The sequence below is a fragment of the Pandoraea pneumonica genome, from assembly GCF_049918595.1.
Classification (GTDB): Bacteria; Pseudomonadota; Gammaproteobacteria; order Burkholderiales; family Burkholderiaceae; genus Pandoraea; species Pandoraea pneumonica_A.
This window is the reverse complement of record NZ_JBNCRZ010000003.1, coordinates 601507-619819: the sequence shown is the minus strand read 5'-3', so window position 1 is coordinate 619819 and position 18313 is coordinate 601507. Positions and strand designations below refer to the sequence as shown.

The following is an 18313-nucleotide window of genomic DNA, read 5'->3' as shown; positions in this document are numbered from 1 at the left end:
ATGTCCATTTCCGCTGCCTTTATCAAGCGCCCGATCGGCACGTCGTTGCTGGCGGCGGCGCTGTTTCTCGTCGGTGTGGCCGCCTGGCCGCTATTGCCGGTCGCGCCGTTGCCGCAGGTCGATTTCCCGACCATTCAGGTGTCCGTGACATTGCCCGGTGCCGACCCATCGACCATGGCGTCGAACGTGGCGACTCCGCTGGAGCGGCAGTTCTCGCTGATCGCAGGGCTCACGCAGATGACGTCGACGAGCGCTCTCGGCGCCACATCGATCACGCTGCAATTCGACCTGAATCGCAATATCGACGCAGCAGCCGTGGACGTGCAGGCGGCCATCAATGCCGCCGGTGGCCAGTTGCCGAGCAATCTGCCCAGTCCGCCGACCTATCGCAAGGTCAACCCCGCCGACTCGCCCATCATGCTGATGTCGGTCAAGTCGGATACCTTGCCGCTCACCGTCGTGAACGACTACGCCGACAACATTCTTGCGCAGCAGATCTCGCAAATCGACGGCGTTGGGTTGGTGAACATTGGCGGGACGCAGAAACCCGCCATTCGCGTGCAGCTCGATCCCGACAAGGTCGCCGCACTCGGCTTGGATCTCGAAACCGTACGCGGCGCGCTGGCCAGCGCGACGGTCAACACACCGAAAGGCAGCTTCGACGGGCCGCGTCAGAGTGTGACGGTCTACGACAACGGCCAGTTGCTCGATCCCGTGCGTTGGAACGATGTGATCGTTGCCTATCGCAACGGTGCCCCGGTGCGCGTGCGCGATTTAGGACAGGCCGTAGCCGGGCCGGAAAATGCCCGCTTCGCCGGCTGGGCCTACCGTGGCGCGGCCATGCCGGAGAGCGAGCCGCTCAAGAGCGGACGCTCGGTATTTCTCGCCGTGACCAAGCAGCCGGGCGCCAACGTGATTGCCACTGTCGAGCGCATCAAGGCGGCACTGCCGCGCTTGCAGGCGTCGATTCCGCCAGCGGTCGAGGTCAATGTGCTGACCGACCGCACGCAGACGATCCGGGCATCGGTCGAGGACGTGGAGTTCACGTTGGTGCTCACGGGGGTGCTCGTTGTGCTGGTGATCTTCCTGTTCTTGAGGAACTTGCCCGCGACCCTGATTCCCGCCGTGACGGTGCCGCTCGCGATGATGGGCACCGCCGCAGTGATGTACGGCATCGGCTTCAGTCTCGATAACCTCTCGCTCATGGCGCTCACGATCTCGGTCGGGTTCGTCGTGGACGATGCGATCGTGATGCTCGAGAACATTTATCGCCACGTCGAAGAGGGCATGGCGCCGATGGAAGCGGCCTATCGCGGCGCGGCCGAAATCGGTTTCACCATCGTGTCGATTTCGGTGTCGCTGGTGGCGGTGTTCATCCCGCTACTGCTGATGGGCGGCATCGTCGGGCGGCTGTTCCGGGAGTTTGCGATTACCGTGACGCTGACCATCGCCATTTCGGTGATCGTCTCGCTCACGCTTACGCCGATGCTCTGTTCGCGGTTCTTGCGCGACGCGTCGAAAGAGCAGCACGGCCGTCTGTACGCATGGTTCGAGACGGGTTTCTCGCACATGCAGGAGAGCTATCGTCGCGGCTTGCACGTCGTGCTTGAGCACCAATTCGTCACGCTGCTTGTGTTCATCGCGACCGTCGCATTGACCGCGCTGTTGTACGTGGTGATTCCGAAGGGTTTCTTTCCGCAGCAGGACACCGGTTTCGTGTTCGGCTTCGCCGAGTCGTCGCAGGACACCTCGTTCCAGTTGATGAGTCAGCGCGTAGTGCGCGTGGCCGACGTGGTGCGCCAAGACCCGGACGTGTTGAGCTTCGTCGCCAACACCGGCAACACCACGGCCAATACGGCGAATTTCTACATCAACCTCAAACCGAAGTCGGCCGGACGCACGCTTTCCGCCGATCAGGTGATTGCGCGTCTTCGACCGAAGCTTGCGCAACTCGAAGGGATCAATTTGTTCCTGCAAGCGGGGCAGGACATCAACGTCGGTGGCCGACTGGCGCGCACGCAGTATCAATACACGCTGACCGATGCCGATATCAACGAACTGAACATCTATGCGCCGCGGTTGCTCGAGCGTTTGCGTAAGCTGCCGCAGCTCACCGACCTCGCGACGGACCAGCAAAGCAACGCGCCCACGGCGACACTGACCATCGATCGGGATCGCGCGTCGAGTTTCGGTATTTCACCGGCGGTCATCGAGGCCACGCTGTACGACGCCATCGGGCAGCGTCAGATCGCGCAGTACTTCACGCAGATCAACAGCTATCACGTGATCATGGAAGTCACGCCCGCGTTGCAGGCCGACCCGGCGTTACTCGACAAGCTCTATCTCACCTCGCCGATCACCGGCCAGCGTGTGCCGCTCTCGACGTTCGTCCACGTGGATCGCAGCAAGACCAATTACCTGTTGATCAGCCACCAGAGCCAGTTTCCGGCGGTGACGCTGTCGTTCAACTTGGCACCGGGGGTGTCGCTCGGCGAGGCCGTCGACGCGATTCGGCGCACGCAGGCCGAGATGAATCTGCCGCTCTCGCTCAATGGCACGTTCCAGGGCACGGCGCAGGCGTTTCGCGATTCGCTCGCGACGCAGCCCTACCTGATTCTGGCGGCGCTGGTCGCGGTGTATATCGTGCTCGGATTGCTATACGAGAGTTATATCCATCCGCTCACGATTCTGTCCACATTGCCTTCGGCAGGTGTGGGCGCGTTGCTGATCCTGATGATCGGCGGACACGATTTGAGCGTGATTGCGCTGATCGGCATCATTTTGCTGATCGGGATCGTCAAGAAGAACGGGATCATGATGGTCGACTTCGCGCTGACGGCGGAACGTGAGCGCGGGCTCTCGCCCGAGGAGTCGATCTATCAGGCGTGTCTTCTGCGTTTTCGTCCGATCATGATGACGACGATGTGTGCGTTGCTCGCGGGCCTGCCGTTGATGCTTGGCACAGGGGCGGGGTCGGAGTTGCGGCGTCCGCTGGGGTACGCGATGGTCGGCGGCTTGCTGCTCTCGCAAGCGCTGACGCTCTTCACGACGCCCGTGGTGTATCTCTATCTCGACAGGGCGAGTCAGTGGTATCGACGTCGCAAGGAGGCGAAGGGCGAGGGCGGTGCGTCCTGATGGGGCTGGGTTGCGTGAGGGAAAGTTGGGCCCGAATAGGGATATTCGGACCCTAGATGCTTCCTTGATGTCTTCCTGGCGGCTCAGTGGTGTCCCGCTAGCGCTTTAGGCAGCGGCTGATAGATTGGCCAATACGGCATGCGGATCGTGATACGGCAGGCCAAGCGCTTCGGCGACGCCACGATTCGTCACCATGCCGCGCGCGACATTCAGCCCGGCGAGAAGATGCGCGTCGGCGCGCATCGCCGCCACCGGACCGTGTTCCGCCAACTGCAAGATAAACGGCAACGTGACGTTGTTGAGCGCGAAGGTCGATGTGCGCGGCACGCCCCCCGGCATGTTGGCGACGCAGTAGTGCACAACGCCATCCACGACATAGACCGGATCGGCATGCGTCGTCGGATGCGATGTCTCGCAACAGCCGCCCTGATCGATGGCCACGTCCACGATGACGGCGCCCTTACGCATGATCCCGAGCATCTCGCGGGTGATGAGCTTCGGTGCCGCCGCCCCCGGAATCAACACGCCGCCGATGACGAGATCGGCTTCGCGCAGATGTTGCTCGATCGCGTGCTGCGTCGAGTAGACCGTTTGCACGCGTCCGCCGAACTGGGCGCTGAGGCGGCGCAGCGCATCGACCGATTTGTCGATGATCGTCACCTGCGCGCCGATGCCGACAGCGACTGTCGCCGCGTTGGTGCCGACCACGCCGCCGCCGAGAATCAGGACCTTGCCCGCTTCCACGCCGGGCACACCCGAGAGCAGCAAGCCAAGACCGCCATGGGCTTTTTCAAGTGCCGTCGCACCCGCCTGAATCGACATGCGTCCAGCGACTTCGGACATCGGCGCTAGCAATGGCAGCCCGCCTGTGGCCGATGTCACGGTCTCATAGGCGATGCAGGTGGCGCCGCTCTTGATGAGATCGCGGGTCTGTTCCGGGTCGGGCGCGAGGTGCAGATAAGTGAATAACGTGTGATGGGGGCGCAGACGCGCGCGTTCGACCGCTTGGGGTTCCTTGACCTTGACGATCAACTCGGCGCGGTCGAAGACTTCGGCAGCATTGGCGGCGATGCGGGCGCCTGCGGCGGTATAGACCGTGTCGTCCATGCCGATGCCAGCACCGGCTTGCGCTTCGATCCAGACCTCGTGCCCGCGTGCCACCACTTCGCGTACGGCTGCGGGCGTCATGCCTACGCGGTATTCGTGGTTCTTGATCTCCTTCGGTACGCCGATTCTCATGATGTGTCTCCTGTTGTGATGTGACGGCAAAAAACGCTATCGAACCAGTCATCAGGCGGGGCGGGCGCGGCATTCGTGTGCTGCGTCTCATCTCGTTGCTCACACCGCTCGCGTCGATGTGAGTCCCCAAACAAAAACGGCACCCGAAGGTGCCGTTCGATGTATCAGGCGAAGGCCGGTTGGGCCTGCGCATCCGGGGCGCCACTGTAGCGCGCCACCGACAGATCGTCGGACAGAATGGCCGGTCGGCGGCCCGACATCAGATCGGCCAGCAACTGGCCGGAGCCGCAGGACATTGTCCAGCCCAGCGTGCCGTGACCCGTATTCAGGAACAGGTTGCGCAGTGCCGTGGCACCGACAATCGGCGTGCCGTCCGGCGTCATCGGGCGCAGCCCGGTCCAGAACGACGCTTCCGCCGTATTGCCCGCACCGGGGTACAGGTCGTTCACAACCATTTCGAGCGTGGCGCGGCGTGCCGGGTTGAGGGCCTTGTTGTAGCCGACGACTTCGGCCATGCCACCGACGCGAATGCGATCGTCGAAACGCGTAACGGCGATCTTGTAGGTCTCGTCGAGCACGGTCGAGACCGGGGCGCGTGCGGCGTCGACGATCGGCACCGTGATCGAGTAACCCTTGAGCGGGTAGACCGGAATGTCGACGATGCCACGCAGGAACGGCGTCGAGAAGGAGCCGAGGGCCACCACGTAGGCGTCGGCGCGCTGCATCATGCCGGCGCAGACGACGCCTTCAATCTTGTCGCCGACCACTTGCAGGCCGTCGATCGGCATGTCGTAGCGGAACTTCACACCCAGCGCTTCGGCCATTGCGGCGAGACGCGTGGTGAAGAGTTGGCAATCACCCGTCTCGTCGTTCGGCAGGCGCAGGCCGCCGGTGAGCTTGTGTGCGACGGCAGCCAGGGCCGGTTCGGCGCTCGCCAGCGCGGTGCGGTCGAGCAGTTCGAACGGCACGCCGGCTTCTTCAAGCACGGCAATGTCGCGAGCGGCGTTGGCCAGTTGCTCTTCGGTACGGAACAGTTGCAGAGTGCCCGCCTGACGGCCTTCATAGGCGATGCCCGTCTCGGCGCGCAGGGCGCGGAAGCAGTCGCGGCTGTATTCCGCGATGCGCACCATGCGTTCCTTGTTGACGGTGTAACGCTCCGGCGTGCAGTTGCGCAGCATTTGATAGAGCCACTTGAGCTGCGTGAGCGAGCCGTCCGGACGAATAGCCAACGGCGCATGCTTCTGGAACAGCCACTTGATGGCCTTGGTCGGAATACCCGGCGCGGCCCACGGCGACGCGTAGCCCGGCGAAATCTGGCCGGCGTTGCCGAAGCTGGTCTCGAGTGCCGGACCAGCCTGGCGGTCGAGCACCGTGACGTCGTGCCCGGCCTTTGCCAGGTAGTAGGCGCTGGTAACGCCGATGACGCCGCTGCCGAGAACGATGACCTTCATTGCGTGGACTCCTGTAAATCCGTAGTTATGCAGTATTTATTGGCATGCTATTCTCGGATTGCTAGGTTTAGTTAATGAATATCAGTCGAATTCAGGAAAAAATCATGAGAGTGCAGCAGCAATCGATTCGGACGCTGGATCGGCTCGACCGGCGCATCCTCACGTTGCTTCAGCAAGACGGCCGAATGTCGATGAAAGACCTGTCGGAGCAGGTCGGGCTGTCGATCACGCCGTGTATTGAACGCGTGAAACGCATGGAGCGCGACGGGGTGATCATGGGCTACTTCGCGCGTGTGAATCCGGCGGCGCTGGGCGCGGCACTCCTCGTGTTCGTGGAGATCACGCTCGACCACAAGTCGGGGAACATGTTCGATCAGTTCCGCCGCGAGGTGCTGCGAATTCCCGAGGTGATGGAGTGCCATCTCATCTCGGGCGACTTCGACTATCTCATCAAGGCGCGTATCCGCGAGATGTCCGAGTACCGGAAGCTGCTGGGCGACATCCTGTTGCAACTGCCGGGCGCCGTGCAGTCCAAGAGTTACGTCGTGATGGAAGAAATCAAAGAGACGCTGACGGTCTACGTCGAAGAGTGAGACTGAGGGCGCGATCTGCTTAAAAAAGTGGCATCTGTGGATCGACTTTGCCAGTTGTGCTGTCGACTGCGCCCGCCCCGGTCTGCCGTGCTCGGTTTTGTTGGTGCGAGCCACCGGGGGAGCCCTGCGGCGTTTCCGGGCGATCGGGCACCCTGAAATGGTCGTTGCGAAGCGGCGGGCGGGCCTGATTGAGCCCCAGTTTGCGGGCCGCCAGCAAAAAACGCTGCCGGATAAGTTCGGCATGCAGCCCGGTCCCGCGCATTCTCGTGCCGAACTCGGCGCTGTTGTGTTTGCCGTCGCGAACCTGCTCGATCAGGCTCATCACGTGTCGGGCGCGCATCGGGTAATGCATTTCCAGCCATTCGACGAAGACGTCGTGCACTTCGCGCGGCAAGCGCAGCATCGTATAAGACGCATATGTGGCACCGGCCTGTGCCGCCGTCGTCAATACTCGTTCGATATCGAAATCGGTCAGCGCTGGCACAATCGGCGCGACGATCACCCCCGTAGGAATGCCCGCCTGCGTAAGCTTGTGAATGGCTTCGATGCGCTTGGGCGGTGTGTTGGCGCGGGGCTCCATCTTGCGGGCGATTTCCGCGTCGAGCGTTCCCACTGAAATGAATACGCGCGCGAGCCCACGCTGTGCCATGCGCGACAGGATGTCGATATCGCGCGTCACCAGCGCCGATTTTGTCGTAATGCCTACCGGGTGCCCGAACCGTTCAAGCACTTCAAGCACGCTGCGCGTAATTCCATACTCACGCTCGATCGGCTGATAGGGATCGGTGTTCGCACCCAAGGCTAGCAGCGCGGGCTGGTAACCCCGTTTGCGCAGTTCGGCATCAAGCCGTTCGGCGGCGTTGGTCTTGGCATACAGACGGGTTTCGAAGTCGAGCCCCGGCGAGAGCCCGAGATAGGCGTGGGTCGGGCGCGCGAAGCAGTAAGTGCAGCCGTGCTCGCAGCCGCGATACGGATTGATGGAGCGGTCGAACGGGATGTCGGACGAGGTGTTCCGCGAGATGATCGTGCGCGCCGTTTCCAACGCCACTTGCGTAACGAACTTGACCTCTGTTTCGTGGGCGATGTCCGATTCGTGACGGGTTTCGTCGACTTCGCGGCGAAACTCGGAAAAGCGTGACTCCAGGTTGGCAACGGCGCCTCGGCCACGACGGGACGGGGGCGGCGCGAATGACGAAGCCATGGCTGGTCTCCTTGCTTGCAGTCCGGATACCCGTTGAGGGACATCCACGGGGAATGCTTGTCATTATACTGTGTTTTTATACAGTATTTGACGGAGACGCAAAGATGACCGGCAGTGGGTGCGGTGGAGCGTTATTGGGGGCTTGGGGTGTTTGGATGCGGGTGTGCTGTGACTGGATGAATCTCTTGCAGCGGTTACGGCGTGTCGTTGGGAGCTACCGGTGGCACGTAAGGGGCGATAGCGCGGGCGATAGCGTCGAGCGCCGCATCGTCGGCGTTCGGGCGTTGCCGGGCGAGGCGGATCGCTCGCAGCGTCAGCAGCGCGTACAAGGTGGCATGATTGCCGCCCATATTCGCGAGGGCTTCGGTGTGACGGGTGACGATACCGGCGTCGCCACGCGATACCGGCCCCGCGAGCGCACCCGCGAGTCCGCGCTCGCGTGCGGCATTGAGCGTGCCCATGACCAGCGGCCACATGGCTTCTTTGGCATCGCTCTCGGGCATGCCGATAGCGCGCCAAAGTTCAGTCGCTTCTTCCAGCGCACAAAGCAGAAAGCTCGCCGCGTAATTGGCACCGGCGTGATATCGCATGCGCTCGCCAGCCGGTATTTCCAGCGGGCGGCAGCCAATGGCGCTGGTCAGCGTGCGCAGCGTCAGCGCCAGCGTAGGCTCCGCTTCGATGGTGATGGCGCTGCCGGCCATGCGAGTGGCGTCGTCGGTGAGGCCAGCAAAGAGGAACAGCGGATGGAAGCCGCCGATTTGCGCGCCATGTTTAGTCGCCGGTCGAAGCAGCTCGACTTCCGATGCGCCGCTGCAATGCACCAGTGCTTGGGACGCCGAAGGCGAAAGATGTTCCGCACATGCCGCAAGCGCATCGTCGGGCACGGTCAGGAAGACCAGGTCGGCGTGGTCGAAAACGGCGTTCGCATCACTGGCTTCCGTCGCGGCAATGGCGTTGCACTGAGGGACTTGAGCGGCGAGGGTTTGGGCGGTTTGGCGCTTACGGCTAGCGACGGCGGTGACGCGGTATCCGGCGCGCGTTGCCGCAACCGACAACGCCGTGGCGACACGCCCCGCGCCGATAAAGCCCAGCGTCGGACGTCGATCGTTTGGGAGAGGAGGGTTCACGGCGAGGCTCGGGGTGGCACTGACAGCGGGGTTCTCGGCGCAATTCACAGTGCAATCGCGCCGAGAAGGATGTCGTTACTGCGACAGGCGATTCGGCGTGTCGTGCGTTTCGAAGTAAGTCTGAAACGCGACGGCGAAGCCGACCATCATGAGCATGGCGCCGACGAAGAGCGACACGCTCACGATAATCACGGCAGTCCAGCCCGAGCGCGAACGATTCGTGGCTCCCGGATTGAACTGCTGGTCCCAACGCTCGTCAGGGCGAAGGCCATAGACGATGGCGGCGAGAAACGCCGAGAACAGCGAAATCGCGCCCAGAATCGTCAGCACCCAGCCCGACGTAGAACTGAGTTCGCTCGTCACCAACAGCCCCCAACCGGCGACGCCGCAGGCCGAGCCCACGATGTGTGCCCACCCGAACGGGTCGCGCAAACCGTAAAGATAGAAGCGATGCAGGCCGAGTGTACCGAACAGCATCGCCAGGCCGGCGGTCAGAGTCTTGGATTTGTGGGTGAGAGCGCTCATCAGGGACGATTATCGGGTGGGCGTTTGACGAATAACTTCGACCAGCGTCCACCGCATGCTCGAAGCGTCGGCGGGCGGGTTGTCGACAGGCTCGCCGTGAATTTTCACGCGGTATTCTACGCCGGGCTTCCAGTCGAAGCCATCGATGTGCGCGTACCAGAGCTCCCACGGGGCTTTGCCCGAATCGTCAGCGTTACGCACGCGCAGGCACTTGCGAGGACCGACGCCCACACAATCGGCCATTTGCGAGTCGACATCGAGCACACGATCTTCCGTTTTGCTCGTTGCAGTCGTGCCGCTGCCGCCGGCAATTGGACGATTGAGCAAAGTCTGCGAGGCATACGTCAGCGTCTCGCCGCCCGGTGCGGTCAGAATCAGTTGCGTGTCACGGCGCTCGAAGCGCGACACGCGCGGCAGCGTCTTGAGATAACGATCTTCGAACGCCATCGAGTCGGGGCACGCCATGCGCGTGGACGCCGGGGCTTGCAGGCTAACTTGTCCGTTCGCCGGACCGACCGTGTACTGGCCGAAAATTCGGTTGCAGCCACCGGTGCCGGAGAAGGCCCCCTTGTCGTTGAACGTCAGATTGACCACACGTCCTTCGGGCAGGCTCGGAATATCGCCGGCGCCTTCCCAGCGGACCAACTGCCAGGTGCCGAGGATATCGGCCGGTGTGGTCGCGGCAGCCGGTGCGTTGCTATCGGTGGCCGCCGAAGGGTTGGCGCCGCCGCCGGACGGCGCCGCACAACCGGCGAGCAGCGCGGCGGGCACGAGCAACATCGCGAGATACGAGGCAAACGAGGAGGGTAGGCGTTGGGTCATGATCTTGTGTCAGCGGAGTGAGGGAGAGGGCAGGGACGGCGGAAATGTCACGCGGGGCAGGTAGTAATACGCCCGGGCGGTGCCGTGAATACCGTGGGATGTTGACCGATAGGAAGCCGAGTCAGTTCCTTCCCTGGCAACTGGCGGGCTGTGAGCGTGCGGGACGGGGGTGTTCGAGTCGTCATCGCGAGTCCTTACGGTTTGCGATACGTAATGCGGTAGATGGCGCCGGCATAGTCGTCACTGATAAGTAGCGAACCGTCGGGTAGCGTCAGCAGATCGACGGGGCGGCCCCAGACGGATTCGTCGGCGCCGAGCCAGCCCTGTGCGAAGACTTCTTGTTTGACTACGCTGTTCTTAGCGTCAAGTACGACCCGGACGACGCGATATCCGACTTTGCGCGATCGATTCCAAGAGCCGTGCTCGGCAATGAAGATGTTGCCGCGATATTCCTCCGGGAATTGCTTGCCTGTATAGAAGTGCATGCCGAGTGCGGCCACGTGAGCGCCGAGCTTGGCCATCGGTGGTGTGAACGCGGTGCAGGATTTTTCGCGGCCGAACTCGGGGTCGGGGACGTTGCCTGCATGACAGTAAGGGAAACCGAAGTGTTCGCCCGTGCGCGTGAGTCGGTTGAGTTTGTCGTCAGGCACGTCATCGCCCATCATGTCGCGGCCGTTGTCGGTAAACCACAACGTATTCGTGCCCGGCTGCCAATCGAAGCCGACGGTGTTGCGTACACCGCGCGCGACGGTGCGCCAGTCGCTGCCGTCCGGCTTCATGCTGCCGATCATGGCGTACCGGTTTTCGTCGCGCTTGCACACGTTGCAGGGCGCACCGACACCGACATAGAGGCGCTGATCCGGGCCGAACGCAATGTAGCGCCAGCCATGGTGGGTCTCCGTCGGGAGTTTGGCGTAGACGACGGCCGGCTGGCCGGGGTTGTCGAGCCGGTCTTCGATATTGTCGAGCCGCAGAATGCGAGACACCGCTGATATATATAGGGCGCCGTCGCGCATGGCGACGCCGACGGGCATATTCAGACCCGACGCCACGGTTCGCACTTTTGCCGCGTAGGCCCGCGAGGGATCAAGGGTGATCGCGTAGACGTTCCCTTCGCCGCGGCTGCCGACAAACAGCGTGCCCTTGGGGCCGAGGACCATGCCGCGCGCACCGGGGACTTGATCGGAGAGGACTTCGACGTAGAAGCCCGGGGGGAGCACGAGTCGCTCGATAGGCAACGCGTCGCGCGCCTGGGTGAAGCTGGGGGCGAGTGCCAGGAGGCTGGTCAGCAGGTAGAGCAAGCGCCGTGCGAGCGGGCTGAATCGGAAGTGCGCCGGGGCGGGCCTTGCTGGCCGCGTTCGCCACAGCGCGTGCTGCCATCCATCGGAAAATCGTCGCATGCCGGACTCGCTTCTCGCACAGGATGCGAGCATTGTAGACCAGCGGCGGGGCGCTTCGGCGGTGTCGTGCGCCCGGGGCAATGGGGGCGGGCCGCAGCGCGATCTCGACGGCTTCACGGGATGTGTTTGTTTTGACGAGGTTTTTGCGCTATAATCACGCGTTTTCTGTCCGAACACTTCTGGATTCAAGGATTTATTATGGTCGTTATCCGCCTGGCTCGCGGCGGCGCGAAGAAGCGCCCGTTCTACAACATCGTTGCTACCGATTCGCGCAATCGCCGCGATGGCCGCTTTATCGAGCGTATTGGCTTCTACAACCCGGTCGCCGCTGAAGGCACGGAAGGTCTGCGTATCGCTCAAGACCGTCTGACCTACTGGCAAGGCGTTGGCGCACAACTGTCGCCGACCGTGGCTCGCCTGATCAAGCAAGCTCCGAAGGCTGCTGCCTAAGCTTTTGCTGATCAAGCAGTACGCATTGCTGTCGGGTTTCCGATGGCATAAGAATTGAACGGCGCTGCCTGTTCCGGAGTGATCTGGAGCAGGCAGCGCCGTGTGTTCGTCTCAACGTTGGATTGGCATGGTTCGTAACGCTCGACCCGCACGTGCGCGGGTACCGCTGAAAATCGGTGCTGACGCGCGAGGTGCCGCTGGCACGAGCGCGGCGCAGGTGCTCGCGCCTGTCACCGAAGTGCCCGACGATCTCGTCGAACTCGGCTATATCGGTGACGCGTACGGCATTCGCGGCTGGATCAAGGTGCAACCGCACGGGGGCGACGGTGGTGGTTTGCTGTCTGCCGATAGCTGGTATCTTCAGCGCCCCGGCGACTCGACTTTCACCAAGGCGAAAGTGCTGCAAAGCCGGGGACACTCCGGCACCGTCGTCGCGCAATTGCGTGGTAGCGACAGTCGCACGGCCGCCGAAGCGCTCAAAGGGTTGCAAGTTTGGGTGCCGCGTAGTGCGTTTCCAACGGCTGACGAAGACGAGTTTTACTGGGTCGACCTCATCGGCGCTCAGGTAACGAATCTCCAGGACGAATCGCTCGGCAAGGTCGTCGGTTTGCTCGACAACGGGGTGCATACCGTGTTGCGAGTGGCCTACGAAGTGCCGGCGGCTGATGGCAAACCGGCGAAGACCGCCGAGCGCCTGATTCCCTTCGTTGGCCAGTATGTGCAGACCGTCGATACCGAGGCGGGGCGCATTGTGGCTGATTGGGGTCTCGATTACTGAGATGACCGAATGACCGCCCGCGGCAGAAATGGCCCGGGCACCTCTGGACGGAACCGGCCTGATGCAGTTTGACGTCGTCACGCTATTTCCCGAGATGTTTCGGGCACTGACCGACTGGGGCGTAACCAGCCGGGCACTCAAGCAGTCGCGTTACGACCTGCGGTTTTGGAATCCTCGTGATTTCACGCACAACAACTACCGTACGATCGACGATCGCCCGTATGGCGGTGGGCCGGGCATGGTCATGCTCGCCAAGCCGCTCGAAGATGCGATCGCTGCGGCGAAAGCTGCGCAAGCGCAAGCTGGTGTAGCGCGTGGACGTGTGTTGTTGATGTCGCCGCAAGGCAAGCCGCTGACCCATCGCCGGGTGACCGAATTGCGCGAGCAGGAGCAGGGCCTGATTCTGCTGTGTGGGCGTTACGAGGCTATCGATCAGCGTCTGGTCGATCGTGTCGTGGACGAGGAAGTCAGCGTTGGCGATTTTGTGTTGTCAGGCGGCGAATTGCCCGCGATGGCACTCATGGATTCGCTGATTCGGCTACTGCCGGGTGTGCTGAACGATTCGCAGTCGGCCGAGCAAGACAGCTTTGTGAATGGTTTGCTCGACTGCCCGCATTACACGCGGCCGGAAGAATACGAAGGTGTGCGCGTGCCCGACGTGCTGTTGGGCGGGCACCACGCCGAGATTGAAAAGTGGCGGCGCCGCGAGGCGTTGACCAATACCTGGCGCAAACGCCCCGACATGATCGTGAGCGCGCGTGCCAACGGATTGCTCAGCCGTGCCGATGAGGCATGGTTGGCAAGCCTAGCCGCCGATTCGTCGGCGAAGTAGGCAACGGGTGTCGCCATGGGGGCGGCATTCGGTTTGAACCCATCCTCTGTCGGGGCCGGCATGCCGGTAGAACGCCGATACGATGGCACAAGGAGTAGTCAATGAATCTGATCGCACAGATCGAGCAAGAAGAAATCGCGCGTTTGACCACGAGCAAGACGATCCCCGAATTCGCCCCGGGCGACACCGTGATCGTTAACGTGAACGTGGTTGAAGGTACCCGCAAGCGTGTGCAGGCTTACGAAGGCGTCGTGATCGCCAAGCGTAACCGTGGCCTGAACTCGGCGTTCATCGTGCGCAAGATTTCGTCGGGTGAAGGCGTTGAGCGTACGTTCCAGACGTACTCGCCGCTGATCGCCAGCATCGAAGTCAAGCGTCGTGGTGACGTTCGTCGCGCCAAGCTGTACTACCTGCGTGAGCGTTCGGGCAAGTCGGCACGTATCAAGGAAAAGCTCACGTACAAGAGCAAGACCGTCGCTGCCGAGTAAGTCGGACGCTGCCATGCCTGGCGACCTCGTGGCCGGGCATAGCAAAAGCCGCATGGAAAAAGCACCCCTCGGGGTGCTTTTTTCGTATGGGCCGGTGTTGTATCAAACGACCATCGTTTGAATTGCCGTGTGAAGTGGGTTTTTCTTCCCGCATACGAGGTCGACGCTTCCCCGGTAAAATAGCAAAGTTATCCTTCGTGCAAAGGCCTACGTGGCGCCACCTCTGATCCTGCATCCCGAAGCGTTACCCATCGTCTCGACGGGCGAGGGTGAGCCCGCGGTGCCGGCGGAACGGCTGACCCCCATGGCACTCCGCGATCGTCTCGCTCGCCCACCGATTTGGACGCCAGACGCGGGGGCCATAGAAGTAGTCTCTCCCCCGTTGTTCACCCCTCGCGCGGCTGCCGTTCTCGTCCCGCTGGTGATGCGCCCGCACGGCACGACGGTGCTGCTCACGCAGCGCACACAACATCTCAGCACGCACGCAGGGCAGGTGAGTTTCCCCGGTGGAAGTCGCGAGCCCGACGATCCGACGCCGATCGCGACCGCATTGCGCGAATCGCGTGAAGAGATTGGGCTCGACTCCGGTGCGGTCGAAGTCATTGGTCGCCTGCCGGACTATGTAACCGGCACGGGTTTCCGAGTCGCCCCGGTGGTGGGGCTGGTTAGGCCGCCCGTCGAACTCGTCGCCGATGCAGGTGAAGTCGACGAGATCTTCGAAGTCCCGCTCGACTTTTTGATGAACCCGGCGCATCACCAGATTCGGGTGTTCAACTATCAGGTCGGCGAGCGCCGCTTTTACGCAATGCCGTATCCGAGACCGGCCGGTGGAGAGTATTTCATCTGGGGGGCGACGGCCGGCATGCTGCGCAACTTCTACCAACTGTTGCGGGCCTGACGCGCTCGCCCCAAGGTCGCGCAATTTGTGTGCGCGAAATCGGCATTGCACGCGTCGCGAAGGCGCATGGCACGGGCATTCGCGAGAAGCTGTGCTATCGTTACATCATTCCGTCCGGTGACCCGATCGCACGCATGACATTCTTTTCGGTACTCCTCGCGCTGATCCTCGAGCAGGTGCGTGCGCTCTCCACGCAAAACCCGATCTACAACCTCATCCGCTCCCACGCGACCCACACTTCCCAGTCGTTCGATGCGGGGCAGCCGCGGCATGGCGTGCTGGCATGGCTGGTCGTCGTCGTGCCGTTCGTATTGGCGGTCGGGGTGGTCTATTACCTCCTCATGCGGGTAAATATCTTGCTGGGCTTTGCGTGGAACGTGTTGATCGTCTATCTGACGATGGGATTCCGGCAGTTCAGCCATTACTTCACCGACATTCACGTTGCGCTCAACAACGACAACGTCAACGAAGCGCGTGAGATTCTCCGTCAGTGGATCGGTATCGACACGGTCGACATGCCGGTCGACGAGATCGTGCGACACACGCTGTTGCACGCCGTGATCGCTTCACATCGTCACGTATTCGGCGTTTTCTTCTGGTTCTTGATTCCCATCGGTCCAGCGGGTGCCGTGCTTTATCGTCTTGCGGAATATCTGTCGCGTCGATGGACGGAGCCTGCGCCTGATCGCAGCCCGGCATTCGGTTCGTTTGCACGCAAAGCGTTCTATGTCATCGACTGGCTGCCTGCTCGCATGACGGCCGTCGGCTTCGCGATCGTGGGCAATTTCGAAGACGCGATCTACGCTTGGCGCCACTACGCCAAACAGTGGCCGAATGAAAACGAAGGCATCTTGTTGGCCGCCGGTAGCGGCGCTTTGGGCGCACGACTGACCGGGCCGTTGGCGGAAGTCTCGAGCGTCGATGCGCTCAATCAAGGTGACGATGCTGTGCTGCCGGTGGGCGGTGAGTGCACGCCGCGCACGCTTCAGGCAGCAGTGGGCCTGGTGTGGCGTGCGGTGTTGCTCTGGATGCTGCTGCTCTTGTTGCTGACACTGGCCGTCTGGCTCGGTTGATGCCCGGTCGAACGATACGAAAAACCCCGCGGAAGCGGGGTTTTTCATTGGTTCAAGCGCTACAGGCCTCTCGAATCGGTATGTTCGATCCCGGATCAGTATGGAATTTCCTGCTCCGATTCGTGCACCAGTTGCGCGTAGAGCGCATGGCGTTGCTCGGAGATTCGTCCGTCGGCCACGGCCTCGAGAATGGCGCAACCCGGCTCTTTCAGGTGGTGACAGTTGTAGAACCGGCAACCGGTGAGTAGCGGACGGAATTCGGGGAATGCACGCTCCAGCACGCCTTCCTTGAGGTGGTGCAGGCCGAATTCCTGGAACCCCGGTGAGTCGATCAACAAGCCACCCTCGGGCAGATGGAAGATGCGAGTGAACGTCGTCGTGTGCTTGCCGGAGTTCAACACGGTGGAGATCTCACGCGTCGCGGCGTCTGCATCGGGCACGAGCAGGTTCACGAGACTCGATTTCCCCATTCCCGACTGCCCGAGTAGAAGCGACGCCTTATGGGCCAGTCGCGGCAGCAGCATGGCCTTTGCCGCTTCCGGATCGGCGCGCACCGACAGTTCCAACACTTCGTAGCCCAACGCCCGATACGGCGCCAGACGTTCTCGCGCGGCCGGCAGGGCAGCGACGACGTCCGTCTTGTTGAGCACGACGATTGGGTGCAGGTCATTCGCCTCGGCCGCGACGAGCGCCCGGCCCAGCAAATCTTCACTGAAGTACGGTTCGGTCCCGAGCATGATCACCAACTGATCGATGTTCGACGCGAACAGCTTGCTCTTGAACTGGTCCGACCGATACAGCAGGTTACGGCGCGGCAGGATCTCCTCGATCACGCCCTGATCGCCCGTACGTGCCCAGGCAACTTCGTCGCCCACGGCAATCTCGCTTTTCTTGCCTCGTGGGAAGCACAGTACGGTTTCGCCGTCGTCGGCTTCCACCACGTAGTGCCGCCCATGCGCCGCGGCAACTCGACCGAGACGACGTGCTTCTGCTGGCGTGGCGACCGGTGCCGCCTTCACTTTTGAACCGCGCTTCATGCGTGCCCCAGCAGTCGGTCGATGCGCTGCGAGGCGGGCGGGTGCGAGTAGTAGAACGCGGTGTAGACAGGGTCGGGTGTAAGCGTCGACGCATTGTCCTGATACAGCTTCACCAGCGCATTCACGAGGTCGCTCGCCTGCGTTTGGCTGGCGGCAAAGGCATCAGCTTCGAACTCGTGCTTGCGCGATGTGAGGCTGCTCAGCGGGCTGGCGAAGAAACCAAAGACCGGCAGCACCAGGAAGAACAGCACCAGCGCCAGTGCATTGTTGCTGCCCGTCATCGACGGGAGCACGCCGAGCTCCGTGTAGAACCAGGTACGGCCCGCAAGCCAGCCCAGCAGGGCCAGGAACGCGAGCGAAAGTGCGAACGCGACCGCGAGACGCTTGGTGATATGGCGGCGCTTGAAATGCCCCAGCTCATGGGCAAGGACCGCTTCGATTTCTTCCGGCGACAGGCGCTCGATCAGCGTGTCGAAGAAGACGATGCGCTTCGCGCGCCCAAATCCGCTGAAATAGGCGTTGCCGTGGGCCGAGCGCTTCGAGCCATCCATGACGAACAGGCCGCGTGCAGCGAAGCCGCAGCGCTGCATCAGTCCTTCGATGCGCTGAGCCAGCGAGGCATCGGCGAGCGGCTCGAACTTGTTGAACATCGGTGCGATGACGTGCGGGAAGATGAATTGCACGAACAAATTGAAAGCCACCCACACCACCCACGTGTAGAGCCACCACAACGGCCCGGCGCGCTCCATGAGCCACAGGACGACAAACAGCAGCGGCAGGCCGAGCACGATCCCCACGGCGGTGCCTTTAATCAAGTCGACGATGAACAGCCCGATCGACATGCGATTGAACCCGAACCGTTGCTCGATCACGAACTGCCGCACGTACGTGAACGGCAGATCGACGAGCCCGGAGATGAGCAGCACGGCGCCGATCAGCGCGATCTGGGCGAGATAGCCTTCGCCAAGCCATTCGCTGATGCCGATGTGCAGGAGATTCAGGCCGCCCAGCAGGGTGAGGGCGACGAGCAGTACCGCCTGCGCGAAGATTTCGGCCATGCCGAGCCGGGTGCGAGCCACTGTGTAGTCGGCCGCGCGCTGGTGATCGGTCAGCGTGATCGTGCCGGCGAAACGCTCGGGGACAGCCGCACGATGGGCGACCACGTGGCGGATCTGGCGGGCCGCCAGCCACAGCTTGGTCATGACCATGGCCAGCAGGAAGATCACGAAGAGATAAGTGAACATGCGCCTAAGAGGAATCTGAA

The 18313-nt window shown here is 62.3% G+C and carries 17 protein-coding genes; 8 read left to right on the top strand and 9 right to left on the bottom strand.

Annotated features, from left to right (window positions below):
* A complete protein-coding gene (locus tag ACPWR9_RS15330; RefSeq protein WP_426298910.1) occupies positions 1 to 3135 on the top strand; it encodes an efflux RND transporter permease subunit in 3135 nt (1044 codons plus the stop codon).
* Between the two features lie 105 nt (positions 3136 to 3240).
* Here ACPWR9_RS15330 and ald read toward each other — a convergent pair whose 3' ends face one another.
* Both ald and ACPWR9_RS15320 read right to left on the bottom strand, forming a co-directional pair.
* The gene (ald, locus tag ACPWR9_RS15325; RefSeq protein ID WP_426298908.1) at positions 3241 to 4374 is read right to left on the bottom strand and encodes an alanine dehydrogenase; all 1134 of its coding nucleotides are present in this window, start codon (positions 4372 to 4374) and stop codon (positions 3241 to 3243) included.
* 164 nt (positions 4375 to 4538) lie between these two features.
* Positions 4539 to 5825, bottom strand: a complete 1287-nt coding sequence (locus ACPWR9_RS15320; protein WP_426298906.1) for a D-amino acid dehydrogenase — start codon at positions 5823 to 5825, stop codon at positions 4539 to 4541.
* Positions 5826 to 5929: 104 nt separating this feature from the next.
* On the opposite strand from ACPWR9_RS15320, the gene ACPWR9_RS15315 reads away from it, so the two are divergent.
* Positions 5930 to 6418: an Lrp/AsnC ligand binding domain-containing protein gene (locus ACPWR9_RS15315; RefSeq protein WP_150678868.1), complete on the top strand. Its 489-nt coding sequence runs from the start codon at positions 5930 to 5932 to the stop codon at positions 6416 to 6418.
* Positions 6419 to 6437: 19 nt separating this feature from the next.
* Here ACPWR9_RS15315 and ACPWR9_RS15310 read toward each other — a convergent pair whose 3' ends face one another.
* From ACPWR9_RS15310 to ACPWR9_RS15290, 5 genes are all read right to left on the bottom strand, one after another.
* Positions 6438 to 7619 carry a PA0069 family radical SAM protein gene (locus ACPWR9_RS15310; protein WP_426298904.1) on the bottom strand — a complete coding sequence of 394 codons (1182 nt, stop codon included), beginning with the start codon at positions 7617 to 7619 and terminating at the stop codon, positions 6438 to 6440.
* A gap of 194 nt (positions 7620 to 7813) precedes the next feature.
* A complete protein-coding gene (locus ACPWR9_RS15305) occupies positions 7814 to 8746 on the bottom strand; it encodes a Rossmann-like and DUF2520 domain-containing protein (RefSeq protein WP_426298902.1) in 933 nt (310 codons plus the stop codon).
* A gap of 75 nt (positions 8747 to 8821) precedes the next feature.
* Positions 8822 to 9271 (bottom strand): hypothetical protein, encoded by a 450-nt coding sequence (locus tag ACPWR9_RS15300; protein WP_426298900.1) that lies wholly within the window; start codon positions 9269 to 9271, stop codon positions 8822 to 8824.
* 9 nt (positions 9272 to 9280) lie between these two features.
* Positions 9281 to 10093 (bottom strand): DUF4377 domain-containing protein, encoded by an 813-nt coding sequence (locus ACPWR9_RS15295; RefSeq protein WP_426298898.1) that lies wholly within the window; start codon positions 10091 to 10093, stop codon positions 9281 to 9283.
* Between the two features lie 194 nt (positions 10094 to 10287).
* Entirely contained in the window at positions 10288 to 11493 is a 1206-nt protein-coding gene (locus tag ACPWR9_RS15290; protein ID WP_426298896.1) for a PQQ-dependent sugar dehydrogenase, read from the bottom strand.
* 198 nt (positions 11494 to 11691) lie between these two features.
* Here ACPWR9_RS15290 and rpsP point away from each other — a divergent pair, with 198 nt between their 5' ends.
* The 6 genes from rpsP (at position 11692) to ACPWR9_RS15260 (ending at position 16012) form a co-directional block, all read left to right on the top strand.
* Positions 11692 to 11943: a 30S ribosomal protein S16 gene (gene rpsP / locus ACPWR9_RS15285; RefSeq protein WP_058379480.1), complete on the top strand. Its 252-nt coding sequence runs from the start codon at positions 11692 to 11694 to the stop codon at positions 11941 to 11943.
* Positions 11944 to 12070: 127 nt separating this feature from the next.
* Complete coding sequence (gene rimM, locus ACPWR9_RS15280; RefSeq protein ID WP_426298894.1) at positions 12071 to 12721, top strand: ribosome maturation factor RimM; 651 nt, start codon at positions 12071 to 12073, stop codon at positions 12719 to 12721.
* 61 nt (positions 12722 to 12782) lie between these two features.
* Positions 12783 to 13553, top strand: a complete 771-nt coding sequence (gene trmD / locus ACPWR9_RS15275; RefSeq protein WP_426298892.1) for a tRNA (guanosine(37)-N1)-methyltransferase TrmD — start codon at positions 12783 to 12785, stop codon at positions 13551 to 13553.
* A gap of 101 nt (positions 13554 to 13654) precedes the next feature.
* On the top strand, positions 13655 to 14041 hold the full coding sequence (rplS, locus tag ACPWR9_RS15270; protein WP_150678862.1) for a 50S ribosomal protein L19: 387 nt from the start codon (positions 13655 to 13657) through the stop codon (positions 14039 to 14041).
* A 382-nt stretch (positions 14042 to 14423) separates the two neighbouring features.
* Positions 14424 to 14939, top strand: coding sequence for a CoA pyrophosphatase (locus tag ACPWR9_RS15265; RefSeq protein WP_426298890.1), 516 nt, complete (start codon positions 14424 to 14426; stop codon positions 14937 to 14939).
* Between the two features lie 134 nt (positions 14940 to 15073).
* Entirely contained in the window at positions 15074 to 16012 is a 939-nt protein-coding gene (locus tag ACPWR9_RS15260; protein ID WP_426299376.1) for a CobD/CbiB family protein, read from the top strand.
* A gap of 95 nt (positions 16013 to 16107) precedes the next feature.
* Here ACPWR9_RS15260 and rsgA read toward each other — a convergent pair whose 3' ends face one another.
* Positions 16108 to 17049: a ribosome small subunit-dependent GTPase A gene (gene rsgA, locus ACPWR9_RS15255; RefSeq protein WP_426298888.1), complete on the bottom strand. Its 942-nt coding sequence runs from the start codon at positions 17047 to 17049 to the stop codon at positions 16108 to 16110.
* Entirely contained in the window at positions 17046 to 18293 is a 1248-nt protein-coding gene (locus ACPWR9_RS15250; protein WP_426298886.1) for a M48 family metallopeptidase, read from the bottom strand. Before ACPWR9_RS15250 ends, rsgA begins: the two co-directional genes overlap by 4 nt.
* Between the last annotated feature and the right edge of the window lie 20 nt (positions 18294 to 18313).